23 protein-coding genes are annotated in these 20845 nt (G+C 58.8%); 14 read left to right on the top strand and 9 right to left on the bottom strand.

Going from position 1 to position 20845, the window contains the following annotated elements; translation table 11 throughout:
• Positions 1-87: 87 nt before the first annotated feature.
• A complete protein-coding gene (locus AC2FJ5_RS13155; RefSeq protein ID WP_496793612.1) occupies positions 88-1287 on the bottom strand; it encodes a cytochrome-c peroxidase in 1200 nt (399 codons plus the stop codon).
• Between the two features lie 84 nt (positions 1288-1371).
• Here AC2FJ5_RS13155 and AC2FJ5_RS13150 point away from each other — a divergent pair, with 84 nt between their 5' ends.
• Positions 1372-1842 carry a tetratricopeptide repeat protein gene (locus AC2FJ5_RS13150; RefSeq protein ID WP_496692579.1) on the top strand — a complete coding sequence of 157 codons (471 nt, stop codon included), beginning with the start codon at positions 1372-1374 and terminating at the stop codon, positions 1840-1842.
• A 31-nt stretch (positions 1843-1873) separates the two neighbouring features.
• Here AC2FJ5_RS13150 and AC2FJ5_RS13145 read toward each other — a convergent pair whose 3' ends face one another.
• The 6 genes from AC2FJ5_RS13145 to AC2FJ5_RS13120 are packed head-to-tail and all read right to left on the bottom strand — an operon-like array spanning position 1874 to position 7450.
• Complete coding sequence (locus AC2FJ5_RS13145; protein WP_496793611.1) at positions 1874-2935, bottom strand: TRAP transporter substrate-binding protein; 1062 nt, start codon at positions 2933-2935, stop codon at positions 1874-1876.
• Positions 2936-2959: 24 nt separating this feature from the next.
• A complete protein-coding gene (locus AC2FJ5_RS13140) occupies positions 2960-4249 on the bottom strand; it encodes a TRAP transporter large permease (protein WP_142637247.1) in 1290 nt (429 codons plus the stop codon).
• Positions 4250-4837: a TRAP transporter small permease gene (locus AC2FJ5_RS13135; RefSeq protein ID WP_496689969.1), complete on the bottom strand. Its 588-nt coding sequence runs from the start codon at positions 4835-4837 to the stop codon at positions 4250-4252. It lies immediately after the preceding gene.
• A gap of 53 nt (positions 4838-4890) precedes the next feature.
• Positions 4891-5406, bottom strand: a complete 516-nt coding sequence (locus AC2FJ5_RS13130; RefSeq protein ID WP_496703386.1) for a flavin reductase family protein — start codon at positions 5404-5406, stop codon at positions 4891-4893.
• On the bottom strand, positions 5406-6296 hold the full coding sequence (locus tag AC2FJ5_RS13125) for an aldo/keto reductase (protein ID WP_496793609.1): 891 nt from the start codon (positions 6294-6296) through the stop codon (positions 5406-5408). The genes AC2FJ5_RS13130 and AC2FJ5_RS13125 overlap by 1 nt, the downstream gene beginning before the upstream one ends.
• Entirely contained in the window at positions 6296-7450 is a 1155-nt protein-coding gene (locus AC2FJ5_RS13120; RefSeq protein WP_496793608.1) for an LLM class flavin-dependent oxidoreductase, read from the bottom strand. The genes AC2FJ5_RS13125 and AC2FJ5_RS13120 overlap by 1 nt, the downstream gene beginning before the upstream one ends.
• A 107-nt stretch (positions 7451-7557) precedes the next feature.
• On the opposite strand from AC2FJ5_RS13120, the gene AC2FJ5_RS13115 reads away from it, so the two are divergent.
• From AC2FJ5_RS13115 to AC2FJ5_RS13095, 5 genes are all read left to right on the top strand, one after another.
• A complete protein-coding gene (locus AC2FJ5_RS13115; protein WP_496793607.1) occupies positions 7558-8268 on the top strand; it encodes a GntR family transcriptional regulator in 711 nt (236 codons plus the stop codon).
• A 12-nt stretch (positions 8269-8280) separates the two neighbouring features.
• Positions 8281-9375: a Gfo/Idh/MocA family protein gene (locus AC2FJ5_RS13110; protein WP_496793605.1), complete on the top strand. Its 1095-nt coding sequence runs from the start codon at positions 8281-8283 to the stop codon at positions 9373-9375.
• A 199-nt stretch (positions 9376-9574) separates the two neighbouring features.
• Complete coding sequence (locus AC2FJ5_RS13105; protein ID WP_496793603.1) at positions 9575-10756, top strand: phosphoserine transaminase; 1182 nt, start codon at positions 9575-9577, stop codon at positions 10754-10756.
• A gap of 65 nt (positions 10757-10821) precedes the next feature.
• Positions 10822-12417 carry a phosphoglycerate dehydrogenase gene (gene serA / locus AC2FJ5_RS13100; RefSeq protein WP_496697508.1) on the top strand — a complete coding sequence of 532 codons (1596 nt, stop codon included), beginning with the start codon at positions 10822-10824 and terminating at the stop codon, positions 12415-12417.
• A 118-nt stretch (positions 12418-12535) separates the two neighbouring features.
• Positions 12536-13273, top strand: coding sequence for a metallophosphoesterase family protein (locus AC2FJ5_RS13095; RefSeq protein WP_496793602.1), 738 nt, complete (start codon positions 12536-12538; stop codon positions 13271-13273).
• On the opposite strand, the gene AC2FJ5_RS13090 is transcribed toward AC2FJ5_RS13095, so the two are convergent.
• Entirely contained in the window at positions 13260-14777 is a 1518-nt protein-coding gene (locus AC2FJ5_RS13090) for a malonate--CoA ligase (protein WP_496793600.1), read from the bottom strand. The genes AC2FJ5_RS13095 and AC2FJ5_RS13090 overlap by 14 nt on opposite strands.
• A gap of 187 nt (positions 14778-14964) precedes the next feature.
• Here AC2FJ5_RS13090 and serB point away from each other — a divergent pair, with 187 nt between their 5' ends.
• The 4 genes from serB to AC2FJ5_RS13070 are packed head-to-tail and all read left to right on the top strand — an operon-like array spanning position 14965 to position 16977.
• Complete coding sequence (gene serB / locus AC2FJ5_RS13085) at positions 14965-15843, top strand: phosphoserine phosphatase SerB (RefSeq protein ID WP_496793599.1); 879 nt, start codon at positions 14965-14967, stop codon at positions 15841-15843.
• A gap of 45 nt (positions 15844-15888) precedes the next feature.
• The gene (locus AC2FJ5_RS13080; RefSeq protein WP_496706867.1) at positions 15889-16218 is read left to right on the top strand and encodes an ArsR/SmtB family transcription factor; all 330 of its coding nucleotides are present in this window, start codon (positions 15889-15891) and stop codon (positions 16216-16218) included.
• Positions 16206-16634, top strand: coding sequence for an SRPBCC family protein (locus AC2FJ5_RS13075; RefSeq protein WP_271949551.1), 429 nt, complete (start codon positions 16206-16208; stop codon positions 16632-16634). Before AC2FJ5_RS13080 ends, AC2FJ5_RS13075 begins: the two co-directional genes overlap by 13 nt.
• 22 nt (positions 16635-16656) lie before the next feature.
• Positions 16657-16977: a YciI family protein gene (locus AC2FJ5_RS13070; protein WP_142637219.1), complete on the top strand. Its 321-nt coding sequence runs from the start codon at positions 16657-16659 to the stop codon at positions 16975-16977.
• 5 nt (positions 16978-16982) lie between these two features.
• On the opposite strand, the gene AC2FJ5_RS13065 is transcribed toward AC2FJ5_RS13070, so the two are convergent.
• Positions 16983-17981 carry an asparaginase gene (locus tag AC2FJ5_RS13065; RefSeq protein ID WP_496793597.1) on the bottom strand — a complete coding sequence of 333 codons (999 nt, stop codon included), beginning with the start codon at positions 17979-17981 and terminating at the stop codon, positions 16983-16985.
• Positions 17982-18159: 178 nt separating this feature from the next.
• Here AC2FJ5_RS13065 and AC2FJ5_RS13060 point away from each other — a divergent pair, with 178 nt between their 5' ends.
• The 4 genes from AC2FJ5_RS13060 (at position 18160) to rlmN (ending at position 20825) form a co-directional block, all read left to right on the top strand.
• Positions 18160-18693 (top strand): invasion associated locus B family protein, encoded by a 534-nt coding sequence (locus AC2FJ5_RS13060; protein WP_142637215.1) that lies wholly within the window; start codon positions 18160-18162, stop codon positions 18691-18693.
• Between the two features lie 175 nt (positions 18694-18868).
• On the top strand, positions 18869-19036 hold the full coding sequence (locus AC2FJ5_RS13055) for a hypothetical protein (protein ID WP_185956689.1): 168 nt from the start codon (positions 18869-18871) through the stop codon (positions 19034-19036).
• A gap of 142 nt (positions 19037-19178) precedes the next feature.
• Positions 19179-19556 (top strand): lysozyme inhibitor LprI family protein, encoded by a 378-nt coding sequence (locus AC2FJ5_RS13050; protein WP_496750328.1) that lies wholly within the window; start codon positions 19179-19181, stop codon positions 19554-19556.
• Positions 19557-19634: 78 nt separating this feature from the next.
• Entirely contained in the window at positions 19635-20825 is a 1191-nt protein-coding gene (gene rlmN / locus AC2FJ5_RS13045; protein ID WP_496793596.1) for a dual-specificity RNA methyltransferase RlmN, read from the top strand.
• The last annotated feature ends 20 nt before the right edge of the window (positions 20826-20845 follow it).

Genomic DNA, 20845 nt, shown 5'->3' with positions numbered 1-20845 from the left:
TCGACAACGCATACGGTGACCGAAACCTCATCTGCACATGCCCACCAATGGACGCTTACGAAGAAGCCGCAGAGTAAGAGGCTGATATCAGGGTTCGAACCCCTTGGGCACGCCGAATGGCGGCGTGTCCACGCTTGTGCCCGTCAGGGCGTTCAGGAAGGCCACTAACTCGCTGATCTCGACGTCTGATAGCTCCATCGGGATGATGTCGACCTGACGACGCTGTCGCGCCAGTTCGAACCGGTCGTTCCACACCGCAAAATCAACCTGTTGCAGCCACGGGACTTTGGGCAAGGCGGCCATCTCGGGAGTCCAATGCGCAAGGCTGTCCTGCGGGTTCAGATGATGGCGAATGATGCTGTCGAGGTCAGGAAAGGCTCCGTTATGGCCATAAGGCGCGGTCAGGGCGACATTGCGCAGCATGGGGGTGCGAAAGCGATACGCATCCTCTAGCTGGTCGCTTTCGCCCATGCGCCCTACGTCCCGCACATTGGGGTCCCATTGCCGGGTGCGACCGGGGCCAAAGGGCGGAAGGGCCAGCGCGTGGAACTTCTGATCCGACAATAGCGGGCCAGAGTGACAGGTGGCACAGCGCGCCTTGCCGTAGAACAGGGCCATCCCGGACTTTTGGGTTGTTGTCAGAGCATCGGTGTTCCCAGCCAGATATTGATCAAACGGGCTGTCGGTGCTGCGCCATTCGATGGCCATGAAAGCGGCCAGAGCATTGGCGATCTGGGTGATGGTGATGTCTTCAGGCGTTTCGATCTCATCAAAAGCGCGGGTCATGGCGGGGCCGTATCGCGGGTCGGTACGGACGCGTTTCGCCAGAATCGGCCAGCCCTTGTCGATCCGGTCATGCACAGCGCCAGTCACCTGGTTTTCGGCAACATTCCCGGCCATCTCAAACTGCGAGGTCAGCGGGAACAGCGCCTGCGCGGCCAGCAGAGAATTCAATCCCGCGGGCAACCATTCCTGCGCCGGAGAGTTGAAGCCGTTGCCATAGACATCCGAGATACTCAGTCGTCCGTCATGGAAAACAGTATGGATGTCCTTCGCCCCGAGGTTCCAAAGGCCGGGCGAATTTCGGGGAATACGCTTGCGGATTTTGTCGGACCCAGTGCCCGGCGTGCGATCGGGGCCTAACCCCTGACCGCCTTCGCCAATACCCAGCGACAGGCCGTCGGATGTTCCGAAATCGGGATGGTGGCAATGGGCGCAGGCGATGTTTTGATTGCCCGACAGGATTGGATCGTAAAACAGTTGATGACCGATGGCGGCCTGTTCCATATCAAAGGACAGGAAATCATCATCGGTCAGCGGGCGTGGCAGCTCTTGCGCTGCGGCTGCGCCGGCGAAAAGGAAAGCAATCCCATGCGCCAGATTATATTTGCCCTGTGTATGCTTGCGACCCCTGCGCTGGCCGAGCTGGAACAGGCGCGTGACATGATGGAGGCCGGCGCGTTCGAGGCCGCGCGCGAGGAACTGCTGCCCGCCGCCCGATCCGGCAATGCCGAGGCCGAGGAATTGATCGGCGTGATGTACGGGTTGGGTCTTGGAGTCGAGCAGGATTATGAACGGGCCTTTGAATGGTATCTGCGCGCATCGATGAAGGGGCATCCGGGCGCACAATCGGGGATCGGCTGGTATTACGAACTGGGTCTGGGCATGCCTGCGCCCGATCTTGTGCGGGCTTACATGTGGTACACGCTCAGCGCCATTGGCGGCGATCCCGACGCGGCAATCAGCCTTGAGGAAGTGGTCAAGAAAATGTCGCCGGAGCAGATTGAAAGAGCCCATGTTCTGGTCAACGACTATAAAGGGTGGATGTACCCGTTTCGGTGAGGGTCGGGCCAAACGCCCGACCCTAAATGGCTTAGTTCAGGTCTGCGTCACGCGATGCGTTGACGTCTGCCTCGGCCGCTGAAACGGCTTCGGTGAGCGCGGTGAAGACCTCATCACCACGACCGACGTTGGTTTGGAACCACTCGTAGACCGGGGTTGCCGCCTCTTTGAACGCGGCTTTCTGCTCGGGGGTCGGCACGTACAGATCACCGCCACCGGCGACGAAATCCTCGTAGGCCTGGATCGACTTGCGCTTGGGTGAGGCAAAGGTGGCCTGCTGCAGCGCATAGAACCCATCGACCACGACACGGCGCATGTCTTCGGGCATCTCCTGGAACTTGGCGTTATTCATCCACCACAGAGCGCCCATATAGGCATGGCCGTCCAGGGTGACATATTGCAGGCCTGCATCAGGGAATTTCATGCCCATGATGTCGGTGATGCCGTTCTTGGAGCCTTCAACCACACCGGTTTGAAAGCTGGTGAACAGTTCCGGCCACGGGATCGGGGTGGGCGATGCACCCAAGGCTTTAACCAGCTCTTGTGGCAGGTCAGCGACCACGGTGCGGATTTTCAACCCTTCCATATCAGCTGGTTCAGCCACGCGACGCTGGGTGTTGGCAAAGTTGCGCCAGCCACCAGTGTTGCCGATAGTCATCAGACGGATCGCGCCGCCGGAATCCTCAAGCGCCATGTCGCGCATGGTGCGGGTGAAATCGCCGGATAGAACGTGCTCGGCAATCCGGTCATCCGCCATCAGGTAGGGTAGGTCGAGGACCTGGACATAGGGAAAGATGCCTGACGCCCCGCCCGAGGTCGAGATATAGATGTCGATGGTTCCATCGGCCACACCCTGCAGGCATTCCGCGCCGTTCGAACACAGCTGCGTACCGATGAACAGCTCGACCTCGATCGCGCCGTTCGAAGCGGCTTCGACATAGTTCTTGAAAACGATCAGACCGTCATAATCCTCGTCATTTTCGTTCGAGTTGGCCGTGGCGCGCAGCGTATAATCCGCTGCCGTGGCCGCGATGGCTGATGCGGCGACCAGCGACGTGGCCACCGCTACGGTTTTGATAAAGGTTCTGAGCATGCGTTTCCTCCCTGTGGAACTCAGTTAGTTGGCAAACCCCGTTATCCTCGGGATCGTCATGGATAATGCGGGGATGTAGGTGATCAGAAAGATCACGATGATTTCGACGGCCAGAAACGGCAGGATCGCCTTGGCAATGGTTTCAACCTTTTCGCGCGACACGGCGGCGGCCACGAACAGCACCAGCCCCATGGGCGGTGTGGCCAGACCAACAGTCAAATTGACGCTCATGATGATGGCAAAGTGGATCGGGTCGACGCCGAGACTGGTAAAGATCGGTCCCAGGATCGGCCCAAGAATGATGATCGCAGGCCCGGCATCCAGAAACATGCCGACAACGAACAAGAGCAGGTTGATCAGAAACAGCAGGATCAGCGGGTTTTCCGACAGGCTGAGGATCAGCGAGGCCAGCTGTTCTGGCGCATGGCTGAGGCTGACCACGGTTTTGAACGCCATCGCCGCCCCCACCAGTAGCAGAACGACGGCAGAGGTCAGGCCGGCATTGCTGAGGATCTCGGGCACTTCTTTGAGCGTCAGGGTGCGCAGGATGAAAAAGCCGATCAGAAAGGCATAGCCGACGGCCACCGCTGCGGCTTCGGTCGGTGTAAAGATACCGCCCAGAATACCACCCAGAATGATCACCGGAGTCAGCAGTGGAAAGAACGCCTTTAGGCTGGCCTGACCCCGTTCACCCCATGTGTATTTGCGGCTGGCAACGGGAAAATCATACTTGTCGGCCATGAATTTGATCATCAGCATCAGGCCAACGCCAACCATTACGCCCGGCACGATCCCGGCCAGAAACAGCGCCGCAACGCTTTCGCCCATCACATAAGCGTAGATGATCATAATGCCCGAAGGCGGGATGATCGGGCCTATGACGGAACTGGCCGCCGTGATTGCCGCGGCAAATTTGCGGGTATAGCCCTGCTTCTCCATCGCCGGGATCAGCATTGAACCCAGCGCTGATGTATCCGCCACGGCAGAGCCAGAAAGTCCCGCAAACAGGATCGAGCTGAGCACGTTCACATGCGCCAACCCGCCGCGAAAATGGCCCATCAAGGCTTGGCTGAATTCCACCAGACGGATGGTTATCCCGCCGCGGTTCATTAGCTCTCCGGCCAGCATGAAGAAAGGGATTGCCATCAGGGGAAAGCTGTCCATGCCGTTATAAACATTGCGGTACAGCAGGGTGATGTCATTGGATTGGCCATTCAGCCACAGCAGGATACCCGGGGCGGCCAAAAGGGCGAAAAAGACCGGCAGGCCGATCATCAGAAAGACAAGGAAGGTGGGCAGGAACCAAATCAACATCTATTCAGCCCCCACCGGTGCGTCGGCAATTTCAGGCAGCAGGTCTGCGCCACCCAATAGCGAGACAATAGCGCGCAGGATCAGCTCGACATTTACTACGATCAGAAGGGCCACTCCCACCAGCAGCGAGGCCATCATCCAGCTGCGCGGGACGCGGTACCATTCGTCAAAGCCAAATGAGGTGGGAATATACAAGGCGGCGGTTGCGAATTTGCCCCCGAACCCGGTCACTTCGGACCAGCCGATCTTAACCGCCACCAGCAGCACCGCCAGTGACACGAACAGCAGCGCGAGCATCAAAATCTGTCCCAATACGCGCGGAAGCATCAGGGGCACCATGTCGATGGCCACGAACCCGCCGCGGCGAAATGCGGTCGGGGCCATCAGACCCGTCATCCAGAGCATGCAGAACCGGGCGGCCTCATCCGGCCAGGGCAGTGCGTTGCCCAGCACATATCGGAAGAATACCTGAATCAGGATTGCGGTCACCATGAATGCAATCGCAACGACGCCAACCGCGCGGCCCAATCGCAGCACGGTTTCGTTCACGAATGCAATCGGCGCCAGCATCGTTGCCAGTCCGCCCATGCGTTTCCTCCCTATGTCAGCCGCGGGTTTGTCCCGCAGTCGTCAGAGCGCGCTTAGGTCTGCGCGAATTGGCCGAGTTTTCCGGCATAGAAGGTCAGCGCGTCTCCATCGCTTATGCTGGCCTTCAGGACTTTGCCCACCACGATCACATGATCGCCTGCATCGTGATAGGCGTGTTGTTCACATTCAAACCGCGCCAGACAATCCGGCAGCAAAGGCGTGCCGTTCGAGCAATGCCCATGGGCGATGTCCTTCAGGGCAAAGGCGTCTTTCGAGCAGCCAAAGCACAGCTCGGCCTGCTCAGACGACAGCACATGAACGCTGAAATGGCGTGCCTTGTGGAAATAGGGGAAGCGGCGCGAGTTGCGGTCGCCGGCCCACATGATCAGCGGCGGGTCCAGCGACAGGGACGAAAAGCTGTTGGCGGTGATGCAGACCGGGCCGTCGGTGCTGTTGCAGGTGACGATGGTCACGCCGGTGGCAAAGCGGCCAAAGGCGTCGCGCAGGGTTCGTGTATCATCCTTATGCGGGATGAACGTATGGTTCATGTCCTTTGACATTGCATTCATCATGGTACCTCATGGCCCAGCGCCGCCTCATAGAGGCGGTACCAGCTCTCGCGATCCAGATTGACTTTCAAAGCGTCCGAGATCTGTCTGATCCGGCCCAGATTGTTGGTGCCCATCACCGGCAGGATGCCTGCGGGATGGGCCAGAAGGAAGGCCACGGCGACGGCCGCCCGGTCCACTCCGAATTCTTCGGCGATCTCATCCGCGACCACGCCGACCGGAGGGTTCCCGGCCATCAGCAGCCCACCGCCCAGCGGCGACCATGCCATCACCGGCTGCCCATGCTGTTGATGAAACGCCAGATCGCCATTGGTGAAGGGGCGGATTTCGCCCAGCGATACTTCGATCTGGTTGGTAACCAGTTGGGTCTTCATCGCTGATTGCAGCAGGGTCCAATCCCACGGGCGGAAATTCGACACACCAACAGCGCCGACCTTGCCGCTGGCCACGACCTCGTCCAGCGCTGCGCCGGTCTCATGGTGGTCCATGAAGGGATCAGGGCGGTGGATCAGTAGCAGGTCGACATGGTCGATTGCCATCTCGGTCAGCGAGGTTTCAACCGATTTCAGGATATGCGCGCGCGATGTGTCATAATATTTGACCATGGCGTCTGCGTATCGGCCCATCGGCGCAACGATGCCGCATTTGGTGACGATCTCCATCCGCGCGCGCAACGCCGGGTTGGCGCGCAGGGCGTTGCCCAAAACCGCCTCGGCTGCGTAACCGCCATAGATGTCGGCCTGATCGAATGTGGTGATGCCCTGATCCAGACAGGCTTGTATCTTGGCTTCGACATGATCCGCCGAGGTGTCACTATCATCACCCAAGCGCCACATGCCGTATACCAGACGGCTCATTTCCAGCGTGTCTGAAAGCTTTACACGTTGCATTAGCGGCGAACTCCGTTGCCCAGCGGGGTGGCCGGGGTGGTTTTGGGCACGCGTCCGTATTCCTCGGGCAGCGAGCAGGTTTTCAGGTTGGGCATCACGCGGGCACCGAAATGGCGGGCCTCGTCCAGATGTGGATAGCCCGAGAAGATGAAGGCGCGGATGCCCATCTTTTGATAGTCTTCAATCTTGGACATGACCTGATCGGTTGACCCAACCAGCGCCGCGCCACAGCCGGACCGTGCCCGGCCAACGCCGGTCCAAAGACCTGGCTCGACATAGCCGTATTCATCCGCCAAATCGCGGTTTTTGGCCTGATGCGCCACACCCAGCGAGGTGGAATCCAGCGCCCGTTCGCGGATGGCGCGACCGTATTCGTCGTCCAGCTTGGATACGATGTAATCCGCGTATTCTTGCGCTTCGGCCTCGGTGTCGCGAACGATCATGTGAACGCGCAAGCCGTAATCCAGTGTCCGGTTGTAATTCTCGGCTACCGCATGAACCGCCTGCATCCGCCCGGCCAGTTGATCCTTGGTTTCTGGCCACATCAGGTAGACATCGCAATGCTCTCCGCACAGTTCGAGCGCAGATGGGGAATAGCCGCCGAAATACAACAGCGGTCCGCCGGTCTGATAGGGCTTGGCTGGGTCGGTGGTCAGGCCCGAGAAATTATAGACCTCGCCCGCATGGTTGATCTCATCCCGCGTCCAAGCCTGTTTCAGGATTTCGACGACTTCGCGCGAGCGTTGATAACGGAACGCGCTGTCTGCCTTTTCACCAGGGAAATCGGACGAGATGATGTTGACTGTCAAGCGCCCCTGCAACATGTGATCCAGCGTCGCGATGGTGCGGGCCAGCATGATGGGCTGCATTTCACCGCAACGCACCGCGGCCAGCAGGTTGATCTTGTCGGTGATCGGTGCGCATCCAGCAACAAAGCTAAGTGTGTCCTGACCGACCTGATAGGATGACGGGCACAGGATGTTGCGAAACCCCTGTGCCTCGGCCTCTTTCACGATGGCGGAACAGTGGTCCCAGCTGGACCGCAGATCGCCATCGGGCATCCCCAGAAACTGATAGTCATCCGAACACAGAGCCGAAAACCACGAGACCTCGGCCGCGTTCAGATCGGGGGAGGTGATTGGGACGATCGTCATCTGAGTCGGTCTCCGCAATGGATTTGCTTTTTCTCTTGCGTAGCAATCACATTGATGTAGATCAATAGTGTATCAATTTTTCCTGTGACCAATCGAAGCGCCCCGACGTGCCCCCCTCAAGCCGAAACCCCAATGCCCTGCCGATATATGTTCAGATTGCAGAACTGCTGATCCGCGATATTGCGGCCGGCCGTCTGATTGACGGTGAGCGCCTGCCGCCGGAACGGGACATGGCGGCGGACCTGAATGTCTCGGTCGGAACCCTGCGAAAATCGCTGTCCGAGCTTGAGAAAAAAGGGATGTTGGAACGCATTCAGGGCTCGGGCAATTACATCCGTGAGACCGGAACGCAAAACAGCGTCTATGCGATGTTTCGGCTTGAGCTGCCCGAAGGGGGCGGTTTGCCAAGCGCGGATATCCTGTCGGTCGATCATCTGGAAAAGCCTGCCAATCTACCCGGTTTCGGAGCCGCGGCCACGGGGTCGCGCGTGCGCCGGATGCGCTATTTGAATGACACAATCATCGCGGTCGAAGAGATATGGCTCGACGAATCAGTGGGTTTGATCGACGGCGACCTGCTGTCGGACTCGTTGTATCGCTATTATCAGCAGCAGTTGGGGTTCTGGATCACGCGGGCCGAAGACAGGGTTTCAATCGCGGTGCTGCCCGATTGGACACCGACGGGCTTCACCAAGCCCGTTGGGCAGACGGTCGGGTATATCGAGCGGTTCAGCTGGTCAGAACAGGCCGAACCCGTCGAATTCTCTAAAACTTGGTTCGATCCGGATCGGGCCACATATGTTCAACGCTTGAAGTAAAAGGAAACGCGCATGACCCGGACCATCAATTACGGGCTGATCGGATGCGGCATGATGGGGCAGGAGCACCTGCACAATATCGCTCTGCTGGATGGCACGCGGGTGGCGGCGATCTATGAGCCCGACCCGCAGATGGCCCGCGCCGCGCAAGAGATTGCACCGGAGGCCGAGATGGTGGGATCAGTGGCGGATCTTTTGGCGATCGAGGATCTGGATTGCCTGGTTATCGCCAGCCCGAACCACCTGCATGTAGATCAAATCTGCGACATCGCGGCGATGCGCCCACTGCCCCTGTTGGTGGAAAAGCCGCTTTTTACCGATCCGCAGGATGCAGCGCGGCTGGAAACGGTGCAGCGTGACTATCCCCATCCAATCTGGGTGGCGATGGAATATCGCTATATGCCTCCGATTGCCGCTTTGATCAAAGGGCTCCAATCCACCGGCGGGGTGCAGATGCTGACGATCCGGGAACATCGATTTCCCTTTCTGGAAAAGGTCGGCAACTGGAACCGGTTCAACCGCAATACCGGCGGCACATTTGTCGAGAAATGCTGCCATTTCTTCGACCTGATGCGGCTGATCCTTGGGTCCGATCCGGTGCGGATCACCGCCAGCGGAGGGCAGGTGGTAAACCATCTGGACGAAATCTATGATGGGGAAACGCCGGATATTCTGGATCACGGTTATGTTCTGGTTGATTTCGCCAACGGCACGCGGGCGATGCTGGAACTGTGCATGTTCGCCGAAGGATCGCGGTACCAAGAGGAAATCTCGGCCACAGGACCGCAGGCCAAGATCGAGGCGCTGGTGCCGGGGCCGGGGCGCTTTTGGCCCGATCATCTGGGTGACCCGCCGGTGCCGCAGGTGATTGTCAGCCCGCGTAATCCAAAAGGGCCGGTGTCACAAGACATCCCCGTTGACCCGCGCTTGCTGGCCGCCGGGGATCACAATGGCTCGACCTATTACCAGCATCAGGGGTTCCTTGCGCTTGTTCGAGGCGAGCGCGCCGCGCCGGATGTGACGCTGCAGGATGGTCTGTGGGCCGTTCGTATGGGGTTGGCGGCACAACAGGCGCTGGCAACAGGTGAAGCCGTTCGGTTGACCTGATAGGCAACTAGGACGATGCGCTGAGCCGGTGACGAAATTGCGCCTATCGGAAACGCGCTCCCCCAACTTGCGCATAAAAACCTGTCGTTTTTGATTTCTAATGGGTCTTTTTCGCTTGTTGATGCTGCGTCTGCACCCTAGCCCTGTCCGTGGGACACCCCTCCCCAACGAGGGGCGTGTATCTGGAAGGGTAATACACATGACTATCGAACAACCGGCATCGAATGACGCCGTGCGCAAACCTGAAACGCGGCCGGCAAATCCGCGCTTTTCCTCGGGGCCCTGCGCCAAACCCCCCACATTTGACCTGACCAAACTGGCTGACGCAGCGCTTGGCCGTTCGCATCGCGCTGCTGTTGGCAAGGACAAGCTGAAAGCGGCCATCGAAGGTACGCGTGAAGTGCTGGGCATTCCAGCAGATTACAAGATCGGCATCGTTCCCGCGTCTGACACCGGCGCGGTTGAGATGGCGCTGTGGTCGCTGTTGGGTGAACGCAAGGTCGAGATGCTGGCCTGGGAAAGCTTTGGCGCGGGATGGATCACGGATGTGGTCAAGCAGCTAAAAATCGACGCCGAAGTGAAAACAGCCGATTATGGGCAGATCATCGATCTGGCCTCGGTCGACTTCTTCCATGACGTGGTCTTTACATGGAACGGCACGACTTCGGGCGTGCGGGTGCCAAACGGTGACTGGATTGCGGATGACCGTCAGGGTTTGACGATCTGCGATGCGACTTCGGCGGCCTTCGCGATGGACCTACCGTGGGACAAGTTGGATGTGACCACGTTTAGCTGGCAGAAAGTTCTGGGCGGAGAGGCGGCACATGGGATGCTGATCCTTTCCCCGCGCGCTGTGGAGCGGCTTGAAAGCTATACCCCCGCATGGCCATTGCCCAAGATTTTCCGCCTGACCAAGGGCGGTAAGCTGATCGATGGTATCTTTACTGGCGCTACGATCAACACCCCGTCGATGCTGGCGGTTGAGGACTATCTGTTTGCATTGGACTGGGCGCGCTCGGTTGGTGGTCTGCAGGGATTGATTGGCCGGGCCGATGCGAATGCCGGTGCGGTGCATGCGTTCTGCGAGCAGAATGACTGGATCGCTAACCTGGCTGACGACCCGGCGACGCAGTCGAATACGTCTGTCTGTCTGAAATTCACCGATGCGCGCATCCGGGACGGCGCAGCCTTTGCCAAGGCCGTTGCAAAGCGGTTGGAGGCCGAGAATATTGCGTTGGATATCGGGGCTTATCGCGACGCACCTGCGGGTCTGCGTATCTGGTGCGGCGGCACAGTCGAAACTTCGGATATCGAAGCGATGTTGCCCTGGCTAGCCTGGGCCTTCGAGGCTGAGCTCGCAGCACAAACTGAAGCCGCCTGATCTTTCCCAATCTTCACCGGGCCGCCTCAGGCCCGGACATCTCATTACATTCAAGGACCACAGACATGGCTCCCAAAGTACTCGTTTCTGACAAACTCAGTGAAACCGCTGTTCAGATTTTCCGCGACCGCGGCATCGACGTGGATTTCATGCCCGATCTGGGCAAGGACAAAGATAAACTGGCCGAAGTGATTGGCCAATATGACGGCCTTGCCATCCGCTCGGCCACCAAGGTTACGCCGACTTTGCTGGAACATGCGGACAAGCTGAAAGTCATAGGTCGCGCCGGCATCGGCACCGACAATGTCGACAAGGATGCCGCCAGCAAGAAGGGCGTCATCGTGATGAACACGCCCTTTGGCAACATGATCACCACAGCCGAGCACGCGATTGCGATGATGTTCGCCGTGGCGCGGCAGATCCCCGAGGCCAGTACTTCGACCCATGCGGGCAAATGGGAAAAGTCCAAGTTCATGGGAATCGAGCTGACCAACAAGACCTTGGGCGTCATTGGTGCGGGCAATATCGGCGGGATCGTCTGCGAACGCGCCCTGGGCCTGAAAATGAAGGTTGTCGCCTATGATCCCTATCTGGGCGAAGAGAAAGCCGCCAAGATGGGTGTTGAAAAAGTTGAACTGGATGAGCTGCTGTCGCGTGCCGATTTTATCACCTTGCATGTGCCGCTGACCGATCAGACTCGCAACATCCTCAGCCGCGAAAATCTGGCCAAGACCAAACCGGGCGTGCGGATCGTCAACTGTGCCCGTGGTGGTCTGGTCGACGAAGAGGCGCTGGCCGAGATGTTGCAATCCGGCCATGTCGCCGGGGCCGCCTTTGACGTGTTCAGCGAGGAACCTGCCAAGGAAAACGCGCTGTTCAACCTGCCCAACGTCGTCTGCACGCCGCATCTGGGGGCCGCAACGACCGAGGCGCAGGAAAATGTAGCATTGCAGGTGGCCGAGCAAATCTCGAACTACCTGCTGACCGGCGCGGTGGAAAACGCGCTGAACATGCCCAGCGTGACGGCGGAAGAGGCCAAGGTCATGGGGCCTTGGATCAAACTGGCCGGGCATCTGGGCGGTTTCATCGGTCAGATGACGGATGAGCCGATCAAGGCGATCAACATCCTCTATGATGGTGTTGCGTCGGAAATGAACCTTGCCGCTCTGAACTGTTCGGCCGTCGCCGGGATCATGAAAAAGTTCAATCCCGAGGTGAACATGGTGTCGGCTCCGGTTGTGGCCAAGGAACGTGGTATTCAGATTTCGACCACCAATCAGGACAAGTCTGGCGCCTTCGAGGGCTATATCAAGGTGACCGTCGTGACCGAGAAACGCGAGCGTTCGATCGGCGGAACCGTGTTCAGCGATGGCAAGCCGCGCTTCATTCAGATCAAAGGCATCAATATCGACGCCGAGGTGGGCGCGCACATGCTCTATACCACGAACGAAGATGTGCCGGGTATCATCGGTGCGTTAGGTCAGGCCATGGGTGAGCACAGCGTCAATATCGCGAACTTTACCCTCGGACGCGCCGAGGCAGGGGGGGAGGCGATCGCCTTGCTTTATGTTGATGAACCCGTACCAGCCGAGGCGCGGGCAAAGCTGGCCGAAACCGGCCTGTTCACGCAAATCAAACCGCTGGAGTTCGACGTTGCCTGAGGTGGTGTTGAATATCTGAGACACTTCATACCCGCGTCTTCCAAGGCGTGGGTATTTTCTTTTCCCGGCCGCCAAGACGCGTCACAAGCAGGGTGTTCCTGTTGATTTAGGGTTTTCCATGTCCTCGCCAATTTATGCAATCGGTGACATCCACGGCCAGCTCGGCATGCTGCAGGTTGCGCTGTCGCGGATCGAGGCCGATGGCGGGCCAGATGCAAAGATCGTGTTTCTGGGTGACTATGTCGACCGGGGCCCGGACAGCCGCGCCGTACTGGACCTGCTGATCGAAGGCCAAAAGGCGGGGCGCAACTGGGTCATGGTCAAGGGTAACCACGACCGCATGATGACTCGCTTCGTGCAAGAGCGAGAGATTGCAGATAAGCAACTGCCCGTCACGCTGAACTGGCTGAACCCACGGCTGGGTGGTCGGGAAACGCTGGCCTCCTATGGGGTTGAAGTCACGGACAATGACCGCATCTATCAGGTCCATGAACGGGCCTGTGCCGCCGTACCGCCAGCACATCTGGATTTCATCAACGCTTTGCCAGTTTACCATCAAGAGGATGAGCTGCTGTTCGTCCACGCTGGCATCAGGCCCGGTCTTCCACTGTCGCAGCAATCCGAAGATGACCTGGTTTGGATACGGCAGGAATTTTTGGTTGAATCTGGCCCGCACCCCTGGCTGATCGTGCATGGTCACACCCCTGTGGATGCGGCGGAACATTGCGGCAATCGGATCAATTTGGATGCGGGCGCGGGCTATGGTCATCCGTTGGCCACTGCCGTGTTCGAGGGCCGTGATTGCTGGTTGCTGACCGCACAGGGGCGCGCGCCGCTGAGACCTAGTCTTCGGTAAACAGGTCTTTGTAAGCTTCGCGTAGCGCGTTTTTTTGCACTTTGCCCATCGTATTGCGCGGCAATTCGTTCAGCACTATCAGCTTGCGGGGATGTTTGAATCGCGCCAGTTGGGTCTGTGCGCTTGCCATGATGGCCTCGAGGTCGGGCGACTTGTTTGGTTCGGCTACCAACAGGCCCAACACGGTTTCGCCGAAATCCGGATGGGGCACGCCGATAACTGCGCTTTCCAGAACACCGAGCTGGTCGTCCAGCACCAGTTCGACCTCTTTGGGATAGATGTTGTACCCGCCCGAGATGATCAGGTCCTTGCCGCGTCCGACGATATGGACATAGCCGTCCGCGTCCACACGTCCAAGGTCGCCGGTGATAAAGAACCCGTCCTCGCGCAACTCTGCTGCGGTCTTCTCGGGCATTTCCCAATAGCCCTCAAAGACGTTGGGGCCACGCACTTCGATCATGCCGATTTCGCCCTGTGGCAAGGTCTCACCCGTCTCAGAGTCGGTCACTTTGAGCTCAACGCCCGGCAAGGGGAACCCCACGGATCCGGCGCGGCGTTCACCGTCATAGGGGTTCGAGGTGTTCATGTTGGTCTCGGTCATACCGTAGCGTTCAAGAATGCGGTGCCCGGTGCGGGCTTCAAACTGCTGATGCGTTTCGGCCAGCATTGGGGCCGAGCCCGAGATGAACAGCCGCATATGACGTGGCAGATCGCCGGTGAACCGGTCGTCATCCAACAGACGGGTGTAGAAGGTCGGAACCCCCATCATCGCGGTTGCATCAGGCAAATGCCGCAGTACCTCATCCAGATCGAATTTCGGCAGAAAGATCATCGACCCGCCCGAAGCCAGTACCACGTTGGTTGCCACGAACAGCCCATGAGTGTGAAAGATTGGCAGAGCATGCAGCAACACGTCATCGTCGGTAAACCGCCATTCCCGTACCAATGTTTCGGCATTCGACAGTAGATTGGCCTGTGACAACATCGCGCCCTTGGATCGGCCGGTCGTGCCGGACGTGTACAGGAAGGCGGCCAGATCATCCTCGGTGCGGTTGACCGGCTCGAAAGCAGGCAGCATACCCAGAGCACGCCGCATCAGGCTGCCGGATCCATCAGCGTTTAGCGTTTCAAGCCGTGCCTTCTGGGCGGCGGCGACGGGTGCCAGACCAGCCTTATTTACATCATCGCAGACCACCAGCGCAGCGCCGCTGTTTTCGATGAAATAGCTCAGTTCGCTGACCGTATAGGCAGTGTTGAGTGGCAGAAAAACCAGACCGGTCTGCACACAAGCAGCAAACAGCGCAAGCGCTTCGGGCGACTTTTCCACCTGAACCGCAACGCGTTGTCCGGGTTCGAGCTCAAAGCCGATTAGGGTATTGGCCAACCGAGAGGCCATGTCCAAGAAATCAGAATGGGTCAGCACCTGACCGTTGGGCAGATGCAGGAAAGGCGTCTCTTTGCCTGCGTGTATGCCAAACAAACGATCGTAAAGCGGGTTGCCCATCTACCAAGGTCCTTTCTGTCCAGTCCCGGCGAATCTGTCTTGGAATGGCGTGCTGGTAAAGCCCTGAATGGCGCAATCGGTCGCCGTTCTGTCTGCATGATGTGCCAGAGGTTGCTGCGGACAAACTGTCTTCTGGCGATCGGGGGCTATCTGCGTTAATCGCAGGTGAATTCGCCGGAGATAGATTATGTTTGTTGCCACCCTGTTGACCAATCCCGAAACGCGAACGCTGGATTTGGCGCTGGTCGACTCGCTGCGGAATGCCTGGGGCGGGGCCGAGATCATCTGGCTCAGCCCGGATGAGGCGGCAGAGTTCGCGCTGCAGGACCTTCCGGGCAATCAATGGGATGTCTGGGCTGAGTTGCAGCAGATGGGTGTGGACCTGATCGTGCAGCCCGCCGAAGGGCGGCGCAAAAAGATGCTGTTGGCGGATATGGACAGCACCATGATCCAGCAGGAATGCATCGACGAATTGGCGGATGAGGCTGGTGTCGGCGACCGCGTCAAGGACATCACAGCCCGCGCTATGAATGGCGAATTGGATTTCGAAGGCGCGCTGACCGAACGGGTCGGGTTGCTGAAAGGGTTGGATGAGGCTGTGATCGGCAAGGTTCTGGCCGAACGCATCACCCTGATGCCCGGCGGCAAGGTGCTGGTCGCGACGATGCGCGCCAATGGCGGCTATGCGGCGCTGGTCTCGGGCGGGTTCACGGCGTTTACTGCCAAGGTGGGCAGTGAATTGGGGTTTGATGAAAACCGTGCCAACACTCTGCTGGCCGAAAACGGCAAGCTGACCGGCGATGTGCAGCGACCGATTTTGGGACGACAGGCCAAAGTCGACGCGCTGGAACAGATTACCAAGCGTCTGGGCCTGTCCGAAAACGATGTGATCGCTGTGGGTGACGGGGCAAATGATCTGGGTATGTTGGGCCGGGCCGGAACTGGGGTTGCGCTGCATGCAAAGCCTTCGGTCGCGGAACAATGCGAAGTGCGGGTCAACCATGGCGATTTGACCGCGCTTTTGTATCTGCAGGGCTATGCGCGGCAGGAATTTGCCCAAGCCTGATTGCCGGGGCTTCCCTTTATTTAACAAAAACGTTAAACAGTGGTCATGAGTACGCTTTTGACCACATTCTCCGCCTTGTCCGACGCCACGCGGTTTTCCATCGTTGAACAGTTGATGCAGGACGGAGAGCAGCCCGCGGGCGACCTGATCGAAGGGCGCGGCATGTCGGGTGCTGCGGTCTCGCGCCACCTGAAGGTTTTGCGTGAGGCCGGGCTGGTTCGGCAACGGGTGCAGGGCACCCAGCGGATGTATTCGATCCGCCCCGAAGGTCTGCGCGCAATCGCGGAGTGGACCATTTCGAAACGACAATTCTGGGAAAGCAGTCTGGATCGTCTGGGCGATGCTATTGAAAGGGATACCTCATGGCCGATCTAAAGCTGGAGCGCACGTTCCCGATACCGCCAGAGGATCTGTTTGCGTGGATCAGTGTCGCAGAACGGCTGTTGCAATGGTGGGGCCCCGAAGGGGTGCACGTGCCCGAACATACTCTCGATTTTTCGCGCGTTGGTCCGTGGTATTCGGTGATGCAGAATGGCGAGGGCCAGCGGTTCAAGGTCTCGGGTCATGTGACCCATGTCGACCCGCCCAATTCCGTTGGCTTCACCTGGGGCTGGCATGACGATCAGGATCAGCGCGGGGCCGAAAGCCATGTAACGCTGCGGATCGAAGCCGCAGGCGGCGGCGCTCGGCTGGTGGTCGATCACCGCGACCTGGGCGATGACGAGATCGCCGCAAACCACGAGAAAGGCTGGACCTCGACGCTGAACAAGCTGGCCGGTCTGGTGCAATAAGTTTTCATCTGGGAGGAAAGAAATGCCACAGTTTCTGTTTGTCTATCACGGCGGGACCACGCCATCGGACCCGGCCGAAGTCGAGGCAACCATGGCCGCTTGGGGCGCGTGGTTTCAGAATATGGGTCCGTCACTAGAAATACCCGGCAACCCGGTGGGCCAGTCCTATACCGTCAGCTCGGGCGGTGTGGTCGACAATGGCGGTGCCAACCCGGTATCCGGCTTTACCGTGATCAAGGCCGACAGCATCGACGCCGCCAATGAAATGGCCAAAGGATGCCCCATGGTCGTGAACGGGTCAGGCTCGGTCGAGGTGGCCGAGATTCACGAGATTGAGATGTAGCCGCCCTAGCCGGGGAATCCCGGCGCGGGTCGGATCACGCCACATTCCAGCCCGCGACGGCTGTATTGCGTGGCGTTCATAAAGGTGCGGGTGGCCGGGTGATCGGCCTCCAGTATGCCGAGGCTGACCAGAATGGCAGCAATGGCGCATTCGCTGGCACGGGTAGCGCCATCGGTGATCTTCAGCGCGACGCCCATGCGTTTTTCAGGGATGATGGCGATGAATACGGCCTCGGCCCCGGTCTTGATCGCGGCGCGCCCGTTCATGGCGCGCATCAGCTCGGTACAGGCGCGCGTCTCTCCGGCCACCAGCTCGGGATGTTTGATCATCGCCGCGGTCAGGTGTTGTGCCGCATCGCTGGCCCGGTCCGACCGGTCCGCCGCCGAGGCAAACCACGCCATCGACCGTGCCATCCCTACCAGCGAGGTGGCAAAGTTCGGGGCGGAACAGCCATCGATGCCATAGCCAGGGCTGGTTTCGCCGGTGGTTTCTTCCAGCGCGGACAAACAGGCCTGTTGAACCGGGTGGTCGATTTCAAGATATTCCGGCCCGGCGCCCATATGCTGTGCTACCGTCAAAAACCCGCAATGTTTGCCCGAGCAGTTGTTGTGGATCTGACAGGGCGTGTCGTCGGCAAGTATCAGCCCGTCGCGCGCCGCCATATCCTGAGGCTCTTGCGGCCCACAGCGCAAATCGGGTTCTGCCAGGCCCAGATGGTCCAGCCAGGACGTTACCCTGTCTGTGTGAATATGCGCGCCGTTATGCGAGGCACAGGCCAATGCCAGATGCTCGCTGTTCAGCCCGTATTTCGCGGCCGCCCCCGATGTAATCAACGGCAGGGCCTGTATCATCTTGGCCGAAGACCGGGGGTAGATTATCGCCTCCGGGTCGCCCCAGCTGCGCACGATTTGCCCCGTGTCATCACAGATAACCGCATGTCCCAGATGCAGACTTTCCAGTAAAGGCCCCCGCCATAGTTCGGTCATTGCTACAGGCTGCGTCATCGGGACCCTCCTAAACATGCGCAAAAAACTGCCAACCGCCCTTTCGCCTATGGCGAAACTTGCGATAGTGTGTGTATGTCGGCAATCACCGGAAGACGCAACTTACAGACGAACCGTCAGGGTTCGCGAGCCATTCCGGTGGGTATGAGGTATTAGGTCGAGCTAGGAGGCTGGACAGATGGGATCAAAGCTCGTCCGCGTAATCGCGGGCCTGTGCGTGGCAGGGATGACAACGGCTGCAACCGCTCAGCAGGCAGACAGCACCAATAGAGTATCCGTAAACACCGACTGGAGTGTGTTTGTGGAAGAGGACCCAACCGAATGCTGGAGCGTTGCAACGCCGGATGAAACCGTCAACACGCGCGGCGGGCGCGTTGTTTCGGTGAGGCGCAGCGACATCCTGCTGTTTGTCGTGTTCAGACCTGATCCCGATGTGAAGGGGCGCGTCTCATTCACCGGGGGCTATCCGTTTGCCGCGGGATCGACCGTATCTGTATCCATCGACGGAAACAGCTTCGAATTCAGCACCGAAGGCGAATGGGCCTGGCCCGCGTCAGAGGGTGATGACCAAAAAGTAATCGCTGCCATGAAAAGCGGTACCGAAGCAGTGCTGACCGCCCGGTCCGAGCGCGGCACTCAGACCAAAGATACTTTCTCATTGCTGGGCTTCACAGCCGCTTTAGACGACGCCGAGAAACGCTGTACCAACTGAGCGCGCCAGCGCTCGGGCAGTGGCCCGGCTTGCAAAATGGTGCCAGTTTCGCAGGATAGGACCGCCCTCCTTCATAGCTTAACTTAACGTCATCTATAAATTTGATCTGCGTCAATGCTCCGCGCTCTGAAATACTGAACTAATCGGTTCAAGCAGAGAGAAAAGGAGAGCATCGATGCAGAAGAAAGTTTTGGGCCTGTTTGTGCTGACCGCCGTCGTATTGCTGAGCGCTTGTGATAAATCCGCTGAGACATACCCGGTTTCGGGAGAGCAATGTGGGCCAAACGATCCGGTCAAAACGCTGGACGCCGAGGATTGCTTTATTCCACCAGCAGGTGCGTGATCCAATACGGCTGGCCTGGAAACGTCCAGGCGGCATAGGAGTTCGAATGACCGCGGGGTTGATCCCCGCGGTTTTTTGTAACCTCTGGCGTCGCTGTGCTAAGCTGAACGCGTTAGTCTAACGACCCTTCGAGGAGTATGTCATGCGTTTGGTGCTACTGGCTGTTTTAACCCCCACGTTGGCTGTGGCGGATCCTGCAATGGAATGCACGAACGCAAGTTCACAAGTCGAAATCGGATCTTGCGTTGCCAGTATGGAAGCGGGGGTTGAGGCCGCGCTGACCGATAGTTTTGGCTTTGCCATGGATGCAGCCAACGCGTTGGACGAGGTGACCGGACGGACAAGCGCGGCGCCTGCGATGGAGGCGGCGCAAAGCGCGTGGGTCGGGTATCGTGATGCGCAGTGCGAGGCGGTCGGCGCGTCTTTTGGTGGTGGGTCGGGAACCGGCATTGGTATCACCTCTTGCCGGATTGAATTGGGGCGCCTGCGGATTGACGAATTGCTGCGTTTTGTAAATTAGGCGCGACGAATTCTTTTGATCTTTGCGCGCAGTCCTATATAGAGGCGCATTCCAAGCCAGAATCTTCGAGACCCACCTATGTCGCCCAAAGCGCCGATCACTCAAGACGTCATGACCATCCCCCGCAAATTGCCGGAGGGGAAGGTGAACCTTGTCGGGTTGACCCGGGATCGCCTGCGCGAGACCCTGATCGAACACGGCACGCCTGAAAAACAGGCCAAGATGCGCACGGGCCAGATCTGGCAGTGGATTTACCAATGGGGTGTGCGCGACTTTGCCGAGATGACCAATCTGGCCAAAGCCTATCGCACCCAGCTGGCCGAGCATTTCGTGATCGAAATCCCCGAGGTTGTGACCCGACAAGTGTCCGAGGATGGCACACGCAAGTATTTGGTCCGTATTGCTGGCGGGCATGAGGTCGAGGTGGTCTATATTCCCGAGGACGATCGCGGCACGCTGTGTATCTCGTCTCAGGTCGGTTGCACGTTGACTTGTTCCTTCTGCCATACAGGCACGCAGAAACTGGTGCGCAACCTGACGGCGGCGGAAATTGTCGGTCAGGTGATGATGGCGCGGGATGATCTTGACGAGTGGCCGGTACCGGGTGCGCCCAAGGACGAAACCCGCCTGCTGTCGAACATCGTTCTGATGGGTATGGGCGAGCCTCTTTACAATTTTGAGAACGTCCGCGACGCGATGAAAATCGCGATGGACCCCGAAGGTATCTCGCTGTCTCGCCGCCGGATTACCCTGTCGACATCGGGCGTGGTGCCCGAAATCGCGCGTACCGCGCAGGAAATCGGCTGCCTGCTGGCAATTTCGTTCCACGCGACGACCAATGAAACCCGCGATGTGCTGGTGCCGATCAACAAACGCTGGAATATCGAAGAGTTGCTGCAGGCTTTGGCTAGCTATCCCAAGGTTTCCAATTCGGAACGGATTACGTTTGAATACGTGATGCTTGATGGTGTGAATGACAGCGATGAGGATGCGCATCGTCTGATCGAACATATCAAGCGCCACAAAATCCCGGCCAAGATCAATCTGATCCCGTTCAACGAATGGCCCGGCGCACCGTATAAGCGCAGCTCGAACAATCGTATTCGGGCTTTTGCCAATATCATCTATCAGGCCGGGTATGCCTCGCCCATCCGCAAGACGCGGGGCGAGGACATTATGGCGGCCTGCGGTCAGCTGAAATCGGCCACCGAACGCGCCCGTAAATCGCGCAAGCAGATTGAGGCCGAGGCCGGTCTCGACCGCGGATAAGCAGCTGAATAGACGGCGCA

The sequence above is a fragment of the Ruegeria sp. CDSA221 genome (genome assembly GCF_059611825.1).
The sequence above is the reverse complement of the archived record's forward strand: the minus strand, read 5'-3'. Positions and strand labels throughout refer to the sequence as shown.